The sequence below is a fragment of the Lactobacillus sp. 23-2 genome (genome assembly GCF_044902225.1).
In the GTDB taxonomy this organism is placed as follows: domain Bacteria; phylum Bacillota; class Bacilli; order Lactobacillales; family Lactobacillaceae; genus Lactobacillus; species Lactobacillus absianus.
The window spans coordinates 25,524-34,040 of record NZ_JAOQBX010000018.1 but is presented as its reverse complement, the minus strand read 5'-3'; the positions used below and the strand labels follow the sequence as shown (position 1 = coordinate 34,040).

Here is an 8,517-nt window from a genome sequence, read left to right as displayed (position 1 = left end):
CTCGGAAGAAGCCTTAAGTCCCTTAGTTAATTTACACACGTTTTTATACAGAACCTCAATTAAAATCGATGAAGAAGCTAGAAAGTACTTGTACAGGATAATTCCAAATTTAGTAACCGACAATAAACAGGGAAACAGGATCTATTCTAAGAATCTTTTCTGGCAATTAATTTGTTTGTGTGGGTACATTAAGATTGACCAAAAGATGTTTGAATCGCTCTTAGTAGGGATTGACAAGTTAACAGATTTTAAAGTCTTTGATAGGCATTGGCAAGAAATAGATTATCTATTGATCGCTGCAAACCAAGAATCTTTGCTGTCAAAAAAGGCTAAAGAGATAATCAAGAGTATTTTAAAAAAGGACTTAGAACAGATAGCTAAAGAAGATGATCCTAGTTCGCATGAAAAGTTAACACAACAATTATTAGAGTGTTCTGACAAAGTAGATATCAGTTTTACAAGCGAGATTAATACCCTAATCGATAATAAAAAAATAAATATAGTTGTTGACATATATCAGTTCTGCTCTAAGAAAATTCAAAAAATAATTCGTGAAGCCCCTGAAATTAGCGACTTGGTACCTACTCCTACGGAGTATGCTATGTATCTGAAGATGGTACAAAACAACATTATCAAGATGAAGAAAGCAGACAATGATAAAATCATCAGTTGGCTCAAGAAGCAACAAGAAGATAAAAGGCATATCAACGATGATGAGGAAGATGTTGCTTTAGCATACTGCAATTTGATTTTGGTTAATCCTCAAGCAGTCAAAGATAAGGAAAGGATTGTTGAGGTGATCAAGAAATCTAGTAGCGAAATCAGCAAGTGGGTGATAGATGTTGATGGATTTGATTACAACTCCTTTGATTTAAATTGGCTGTTAAGATGTTCCGGGGGACTTTTAAAAGTACTTGCTACAAAACCTATTGTTAGAAAGAATGTTACCCAAGAAGTTAAAAAGCAGTTTCTAAATAGAACTTTAGACAAGCATATTCTAAAGATTTATATGGAATATTTTGCTTGAGCCATTGTAATGTAAGAACAAGCAGCTAGTAAGCTAATTGAAGATTAACAGAATAAAAGGGATGCAGTCCAGTCATGGATTGCATCCCTTTTTGTATCTGAATTAGTTATTTTGTGCTGTTTGCGGTACTGTTACGTTCGATTAAACGGGTATTATAGTCATTCTCATCTAGCATGTCCTTTTCGTTTTCTGCCAACATGTTTATGACAGCTCTGGCAGTATTGATTCCCAGGGTAGGGTAGTCAAAATCAATGCTGGTTAAATCTAGGGCATATTTGTTGGAAAAATCATAATTTCCAAAGCCAGCAATGCGAATGTCTGCTGGAAATGAAAGATCCAACTCTTTGATGATGTGCAATAAGCCTAAAATCAGGTAATCTGAGGCGCAAACAACCACGTCAGGTTTATATGAAATAATTTCCTCTTTATGCTGATAGACACTTTCCGGGTTGTAGCCGCATTCGATAACCTTGCTTTTGATAGATGCGGCGCCTTCCACAAAACCATTCAGTCTTTCAGTCCCGGCTGCTAAATCGTACAAAGGCATTGAGAGAAAAAGCGGTCTCTGTGGCTTTAGAGTTGAGATGTATTGCCCCATTAAGTATCCGCCTTTATAGTCGTCAATCTTTCGATAAGGAAAGACGGAATTTTTCTGTCCCAGAATCAAGACAGGTATCTTTAAATTCGTCAAAAACTGGATTTGTTCCCGGGTTACTTGTGAAGAGCCGAAAACAATAGCATCAACGTTTTGATCGGCGAGCAGCTGTAAAGATCTGGTCTTGTCCTCTTGATTTTCGGTTTCTCGGTTAGACAGGATAAAGAGCTGATAGCCATGCTTGTTTAGCTCCTGCTGCATGCTGTCAATCAAAATTCCTACGCTGCGTGTTGAAAGCTCATCAACGATTACTCCTATCAAGTAATTCTTTTTAGACTTGAGCCGGCTGGCAATCGTATTGGGATGAAAGTCGGTTTCTTGTACGACTTTTTCGATTTTCTTTTTGGTTTTGTCGGAAATACTGCCTCCGTTAAAGTATCTGGAGACAGTGCTTTTGGCTACGCCGCTAAGTTTTGCAATATCGCTAATCGTAATGCTCATGTGTTTTTCTCCTAAAAAAGTGGAACCGATTCCAAAAAAGTGCTTGAATTCTTTTCTATTTATTGTATTATAAACGTGGAACCGGTACCAAAAACAGGGAGATGGAAGAAATGTTTACAGATGTGAAAGACACAGACGTTTATGACTACCGTAAAAGCAAAGAAGAGCGGTACGGAACATACATGAGAGAACTAAAAAGAAAAGATCACTCGGTAAAAAAATCTGTCCGTACTGCTTTAGGGTACCTCGATATTTATATCTACTACCCAAAGGAACTGAAAACAAATATCGTCTATTTTAATTCTCATGGTGGCGGCATGTGCTTGTCCAACTTTGAACTGGATATGCCGTACTGTCAAAAGATCTGCGATGCTATTGGATGTATTGTGGTCAATGTTGATTATTTCGTAGCACCTGAGTACAAGTTTCCCAAGACTTATACCTCGATGTACGAAATGATTAAATATTGCAACGAGCATCGGGATGAGTTTGCCTTCGGGGATGCCAAATTTGTAATTGGCGGCAATAGCGCTGGGGGGCAGATCTCAGCTGCGGTAATTCAGTTGGAAAAGCAGGATCACGAAGACTTCATCAAAGGTCTGGTCATGAACTATGCGCCATGCGATCAGCACATTGATCAGACTAAAGTGATTGACCAAAATAAGGCTATTTCTCCGAGCCGGATTCATCAGTATCAGGCTTGGGAATATAACGATGCTTCAGAAATTACAAGTCCATTGTCCAGTATTGTCAACAGTGATCCCAGCATCTATCCACCAACTTTAGAAAATACTGCGGAACTGGATTCACTTAGAGATGGTGAGGAAAGATTTGCTGAAATGCTGCAAGAACAGGGGATATATGTTGATTACAAATGCTATGTAGGATGTCAGCACGGTTTTACGCATCAGGAATTGCATGAGTATAATGCTGAAGCTTCTGCTGATGCTTGGCAAAGAATTGAAGATTTTTTGAGAAAAATTGAGGGGGAATAATGATGTCTACGCTGACAAATGATGCAGCAAAAATCGTTGACTACGTTGGTGGCAAAGATAATATTAAAAGTCTCACGCACTGCGCAACGAGATTGAGATTCGTGGTAAAAGACAAATCCAAAGTAGATGGTGACAAAATCGACGGCTTGCCCAGTGTTATCAAGTTCCTTGAAAGTGGTGGCCAAGAACAGGTTGTTATTGGACCGCAAGTAGAATCGATGTACGATAACGTGACCTCAATAGTAGGTGGGGCTTTGGCTGCCGGGAGTGTCGATGAAGATCATAGTGAGGAAGACTTGGCTGATGAAGACAGCGCAAAAGGAATCAAAGGCTGGGTAAATAAGCTTTTCGCTTTGATGCAAGCAACCTTTACGCCAGTTTTGCCAGTCATGGCAGGTGTCGGCTTGGTAAAGGCCTTGTCAATTACAATTACCGGCTTTGGTTGGATGTCAGATAAAGCTCCAACGATTGCGGTGTTGAATGGGATTTACAACGCTTTCTTCTACTTTTTGCCGATTATTTTAAGCATCAGCATGTCAAAGTACTTGAAAGCAGATGTCTACATTGGGGCAGCAATTGGAGCTGGTCTGCTCGAACCGACTTACATCCTGAAATTAATTGGTGCTAAGACGGCAGTTAATTTTTTCGGCATCCCCTTTGCGATGCAGAACTACTCATCAACCGTTTTCCCAGTCTTGATTGGGATCCCGATTTACGCGTGGATTTACAGAAAACTGAAGAAGGTAGTTCCAGATAACTACCGAACGCTGGTAATTCCTTTTGTTTCACTGTTTGTGACAGTACCGTTTATTTTGGTCGTCGTTGGTCCTGTAGCAGTTTGGCTGGGGGATGCTTTGGCTAAAGGAATTCAAAGCTTGTTCACATTCTCACCAATTATTGCCGGTGCTTTGCTTGGTGGTCTGTGGGAAGTTCTTGTAACCTTCGGTCTGCATTGGGCCATTATTCCAATTGTAATTGCCAATATTGCGCAAACTGGCTCAGACCAAATTATGGCCTGCGCCGGTGCGCCAACTTGGGCCTGCATGGGGATTGCTGTTGGTTTGCTGATCAAGGCTAAACGTGATCCAAAGCTGCGGTCAGTTATGGCTGCTGCAATTGTCCCTGTCTTGTTTGCTGGGATTACTGAGCCGATCGTTTATGGTGCCTTGTTGAGATACAAGAAGTGTATGGCCTACACGATGATTTGTGGTGCAGCATGTGGGGCTCTGACTGCTTTAGTTGGAGAAAAGATCACGGTAATGTTCTTCAGCATTCTATCCTTGCAAACTTCCATCAATTGGATTCCAGGAACTATCGTTGGCATTTTGACTGCAGTTGCCGCAATGATTTTAGTGCTAGTATTTGGTTACGAGTCAAAGAAGGACAAAATTGATGCATAGGAAATTGTTTGCAACTTTAGATATTGACCTAGGGCCAAGGTTGAACGTGGGTCAAACGGAGCAAGGTTTTTTCAAAATTATTCCAATTACTGGTGGAACGGTAACAGGGAAATTAACAGGCAGAGTACTTCCGTTTGGTGGAGATTTTAATCACAAATATGATTCACGTTTCTCCAGAGCGCATGCCCGGTATCTGATAGAATGCAATGACGAGCTGATTTATGTGGACAATGAAGCCAACATTGACAAGAAAAAAGACTCATTTACTCATTTGCACTTTATTTCGGGCAAGAATGGAAATTTCAGCGATCTCAACTACCGGACTTTTAACGGTAAAATAGTTGATGGAAATGATACGCATGTTTTGATTGAAGTTTACGAGGTGACGGATCATGCTTAATCAACGTTTTGCCCTTGCGGAGGAAAATGCTTCACTTGAAACCTTCGTGATTGACCCTAATATTTCGTCTAAGCAAACTAAGAAGCGGCCAGCCATGATTGTTTGTCCGGGTGGAGCGTATGTCAAATTGGCACATCGTGAAAGCGAGCCAATAGCTCTGCATTATAACAGTGAAGGTTTCCATAGCTTTATATTGCGGTATCCTGTCGATAACGAGCAAGCCCAATATCCTTATCCAGTATTGTCTTTGTTTCAAGCTTTAGCATTGATTAATAAGCATGCTGAAGAATGGTTTATCGACGTATCTAAGATTTATGTTATGGGCTTTTCAGCAGGTGGACATGTAGCTGGATTATATGCCAACTTATGGAACAATCAGGAACTGATTGAACAAGCTGGTCTTGTTAAAGCTGATCTTCCTAAAGTAAAGGGGGTGATTCTGGCTTATCCTTTGGTAAAAACAGCTGCTAGACCAAGCAGTGACTGGGCAGATGAGCGAAGACTCTTCCAATGTCTTTATGGAAGTGAAACACCTAGCCAAGATCAAATTGCAGCAGTCACTCTGAGTAATTTGATTAATGATGAAACTTTGCCACAATTTATCTGGTGTGCTGCCGATGATCCAGTTCTTAATACTGCGGATACTATTAGTTACGTGTTAAAGCTGCAGGAGCAGAAACTAAGCATTGAATTCCACATGTTTAAGAATGGCGAACATGGCTTAGCTTTAGGTGATTACGCAACAGCTAATCCAGGAGAAGGTGACGTCTTCCATCCGCTTAGTCTATGGCCACGATTAGCCCGTAATTGGATGAGAGAACTTTGATCTGAAAAAGCTTTGATACAAGTTGAACAGGGATGTAGTCCAACAACGGATTGCATCCCTGTTTCGCATATGAAGATACTGGTCCCATATCTCAACCTGGCAATCCGGTCTTTTCCAACCAGCTCACAAACTGTCTAGCCGCTTGTGGACTGCCTTGCTTCAAGATAGCGACGCCGTAATCGGGAATGATTTTAGTGGGAAGGGGCAGCTTCTTAAGGTCGAGGTCATTAGGGGCGGACACAAAGTTGGCCCAGATTCCCCAGCCAAGCCGTTCCTTAACCATGACCCGCGCGGTCGCGATATTGTTGACATAGGCCAGGTCCAGAGAATGGTTGTTTCTGCAGATCTCTTTTTGCAATTGGTCTTGCGTGGGCGGGCACCAGCGGTGGTCCAGGAAGATCAACCTATTCTTGCTCAGCTCTTCCAAAGAAACTGGTGGAGGGCCAATTTTGACTTTGCTTGGGACGATCAAGCAATAATAGCCAACAAGCAAGCTATGGTAAGCAACGTTGTCCATCCCAGCAATGATGTCCGGCATGGTAAAAATCAAGTCACAGTTTCCATGTGCAAGGTGCTCTTTCAACTCTTGGTGCGCGTAGTTCTCCAGAAATACGTTGGTTTTGGGATGCTCTTTGCAAAAGGCTCTGACTAATTCCGGCACGACGGCATGTTCATACGGCGTGCCACTATAGCCGATCGTTAAATTCATTTTCTGCTTGTTCTGAACTTGTTGGACCTGCTGCACGTCCTTATTGTATTCGTTCAGCCACGGCTTGATCCGGTCGTAAAATTCACTTCCTGCCGGTGTCAGACTGACGGCTTTGCGGCTACGGTAAAAAAGGGTAACGCCCAGTTGCTTTTCGATCGAGGCAATTGCCTGTGATACGGACGACTGAGATATATTCAAGTTGATTGCTGTTTTAGAAAAGTTGAGCGTTTCTGCCCACTGGTGGAAAGGTGGCTTTGCCTCTGAAGGCTACGTTCCATACATGAAAAAGCGGTGTGATGAACTGGGCGTGAACTTTATGACTTCAACCAGCGCCATCAGTATCATCAAAGATGCTGGCGTGGTCAAGGGCGTCTATGCCAAGTCACCAGATGGGATCGTCAAGATCAATGCTAAGGCAACTCTGCTCTGCACTGGTGGGGTGGGCCATTCAGCCGAACTGATCGAAAAGCAAGGCTGGTCAACCAAAAACCTGCACTACTGCTCAATGCCTTCCAACACGGGTGACGGCTATAAGATGGCCATGGCTGCTGGAGCTAAGGATATAATCACCTGAATTCATGATGAACTATATTATGGCTTTACCACATGAAGGCGTGCACCTGTATATCGATCCGATCAACGGCTTCATGAGCTTGCCATCTGGTGGTCCGACGGTTTTTGTTGACCAAGATGGCCGCCGCTTCGTCAACGAAAATGCCAAGAAGTACAACCTGCTCTACCAGAGAATGGCCATGCAGTCAGTCAAGAATGCCTACGAAGTCTTCAACCAGGATATCTATGACCGGATTACCGCTGGCATCCCCGACGCAGACAAGATCCTGGCCCAAGCTGTTGAAACTAACGAAGGTGACTCCTTGTACAAGGAAGACAGCCTGGAAGACCTGGCCAAGCACTTCGACCTGCCAAAGGATGTCTTGACCAAGACTTTGAACGACTACAACAAGTTTGCCCGCCAAGGCAAGGACGAAGAATTCGCCAAGGACAGTGACAATTTGATTCCAATGGAAGAAGGGCCATACTACATTGCCCGGCTTGACCCATCCAACTTGATCGGTGTTGGCGGGATTGGCTCTAACCGGAAGTTTGAGGCTATTGATCCTGACTTTAACACGATCCCAGGCTTGTACGTGGCTGGCATGGATTCAACCATGCAGTACCGCAACGTCTACACCATTACTTTGGGTGGGTCAGCCTGTGCCCACAATGTCAACTCTGGCCGCCACGCAGCCATGAACGCCAAGGACTACATCGCTAGTCTTGAATAGATACTGTTATTTAAATGCCCCCATGAAACGTGCACTCTTTGTTTGTGCTAAAACTTGAGAGTGAGCTAAAATAAAAGCCCCCGCAAGAGCGGAGGCCGGTTTGCTACCTAAGCAAGTGCTTAAGCAGTTTTTTCAGGTACTTCGGAGGTACCACGATTAAGATAATGAACCAAAGGTTCATAGGGGAAACACCCCCGTTCACACATCCTAATTTTGAGATTGATGGTCTCGATGTGCGTCTTGATTGTAGCACATTTAAATAGTACAATGTAGATACTAAGATAATGAACCGGAGTTCACATCTGATGTGCAAAAAATGGTACCAGCTGATTACTTGTACCGAACCGGTTGGAGCGCTTAATAGGCGCTCTTTTTTATACCCAAAAGCCCTGCACCCAATTTAGGGATGCGGGGCTTTCTCAATCAAGCTCAGGCCAGTCAACCGCTCTTTCATGAACAAATTTGAAACATGTTTTCCAAACTTGGTTTGTGAGAGGAATTGTATATCAGTTCTAACTTCTAATGCCAATCAAACTGCATGGTAAGATTTCCAGAAATAATCGCGGTCATGATGCTTGGCAGACTTGCAATGCTGAACCAGCCCTCGATGCAGATAGTGAGGCAAAATAAAAGCCCCCGCGAAAGCGGAGGCCGGGTTGCAGTTGTTTCAGGTACTTAGGAGGTACCACTATCACGAATAAGAGGGAGCAACAGCCCCTGTTCACGCATCTTAGTTTTGAGGTCGATTAATCTCGATGTACGTCTTGCTTGTAGCACA

The 8,517-nt window shown here is 42.9% G+C and carries 8 protein-coding genes and 1 pseudogene; 7 read left to right on the top strand and 2 right to left on the bottom strand.

Annotated elements, in window-relative coordinates; all coding sequences use genetic code 11:
- Positions 1 to 1,027: pseudogene (locus tag OCH80_RS07335) on the top strand (hypothetical protein); the annotation flags it as partial.
- Between the two features lie 106 nt (positions 1,028 to 1,133).
- Here the strand turns inward: OCH80_RS07335 and OCH80_RS07330 are convergent.
- The gene (locus OCH80_RS07330) at positions 1,134 to 2,123 is read right to left on the bottom strand and encodes a LacI family DNA-binding transcriptional regulator (protein ID WP_404539460.1); all 990 of its coding nucleotides are present in this window, start codon (positions 2,121 to 2,123) and stop codon (positions 1,134 to 1,136) included.
- A gap of 110 nt (positions 2,124 to 2,233) precedes the next feature.
- Here OCH80_RS07330 and OCH80_RS07325 point away from each other — a divergent pair, with 110 nt between their 5' ends.
- From OCH80_RS07325 to OCH80_RS07310, 4 genes are read left to right on the top strand one after another with little or no spacing between them, the layout of a single operon-like run.
- A complete protein-coding gene (locus OCH80_RS07325) occupies positions 2,234 to 3,118 on the top strand; it encodes an alpha/beta hydrolase fold domain-containing protein (RefSeq protein ID WP_404539457.1) in 885 nt (294 codons plus the stop codon).
- A complete protein-coding gene (locus OCH80_RS07320) occupies positions 3,118 to 4,518 on the top strand; it encodes a PTS transporter subunit EIIC (protein ID WP_404539454.1) in 1,401 nt (466 codons plus the stop codon). The genes OCH80_RS07325 and OCH80_RS07320 overlap by 1 nt, the downstream gene beginning before the upstream one ends.
- Positions 4,511 to 4,918, top strand: coding sequence for a DUF3237 family protein (locus tag OCH80_RS07315; RefSeq protein ID WP_404539452.1), 408 nt, complete (start codon positions 4,511 to 4,513; stop codon positions 4,916 to 4,918). Before OCH80_RS07320 ends, OCH80_RS07315 begins: the two co-directional genes overlap by 8 nt.
- Positions 4,911 to 5,744 (top strand): alpha/beta hydrolase, encoded by an 834-nt coding sequence (locus OCH80_RS07310; RefSeq protein WP_404539450.1) that lies wholly within the window; start codon positions 4,911 to 4,913, stop codon positions 5,742 to 5,744. The genes OCH80_RS07315 and OCH80_RS07310 overlap by 8 nt, the downstream gene beginning before the upstream one ends.
- A 91-nt stretch (positions 5,745 to 5,835) precedes the next feature.
- On the opposite strand, the gene OCH80_RS07305 is transcribed toward OCH80_RS07310, so the two are convergent.
- On the bottom strand, positions 5,836 to 6,651 hold the full coding sequence (locus tag OCH80_RS07305; protein WP_404539447.1) for a LysR family transcriptional regulator: 816 nt from the start codon (positions 6,649 to 6,651) through the stop codon (positions 5,836 to 5,838).
- 82 nt (positions 6,652 to 6,733) lie between these two features.
- On the opposite strand from OCH80_RS07305, the gene OCH80_RS07300 reads away from it, so the two are divergent.
- On the top strand, positions 6,734 to 7,027 hold the full coding sequence (locus OCH80_RS07300; RefSeq protein ID WP_404539444.1) for an FAD-binding protein: 294 nt from the start codon (positions 6,734 to 6,736) through the stop codon (positions 7,025 to 7,027).
- A 19-nt stretch (positions 7,028 to 7,046) separates the two neighbouring features.
- Positions 7,047 to 7,739 carry an FAD-binding protein gene (locus OCH80_RS07295; RefSeq protein ID WP_404539441.1) on the top strand — a complete coding sequence of 231 codons (693 nt, stop codon included), beginning with the start codon at positions 7,047 to 7,049 and terminating at the stop codon, positions 7,737 to 7,739.
- The last annotated feature ends 778 nt before the right edge of the window (positions 7,740 to 8,517 follow it).

Bases quoted from the DNA above. Each gene is read 5' to 3' on its own strand.
- OCH80_RS07330 (WP_404539460.1), bottom strand. From the start codon at position 2,123: ATGAGCATTACGATTAGCGATATTGCAAAACTTAGCGGCGTAGCCAAA.
- OCH80_RS07325 (WP_404539457.1), top strand. From the start codon at position 2,234: ATGTTTACAGATGTGAAAGACACAGACGTTTATGACTACCGTAAAAGC.
- OCH80_RS07320 (WP_404539454.1), top strand. From the start codon at position 3,118: ATGATGTCTACGCTGACAAATGATGCAGCAAAAATCGTTGACTACGTT.
- OCH80_RS07315 (WP_404539452.1), top strand. From the start codon at position 4,511: ATGCATAGGAAATTGTTTGCAACTTTAGATATTGACCTAGGGCCAAGG.
- OCH80_RS07310 (WP_404539450.1), top strand. From the start codon at position 4,911: ATGCTTAATCAACGTTTTGCCCTTGCGGAGGAAAATGCTTCACTTGAA.
- OCH80_RS07300 (WP_404539444.1), top strand. From the start codon at position 6,734: ATGAAAAAGCGGTGTGATGAACTGGGCGTGAACTTTATGACTTCAACC.
- OCH80_RS07295 (WP_404539441.1), top strand. From the start codon at position 7,047: ATGGCTTTACCACATGAAGGCGTGCACCTGTATATCGATCCGATCAAC.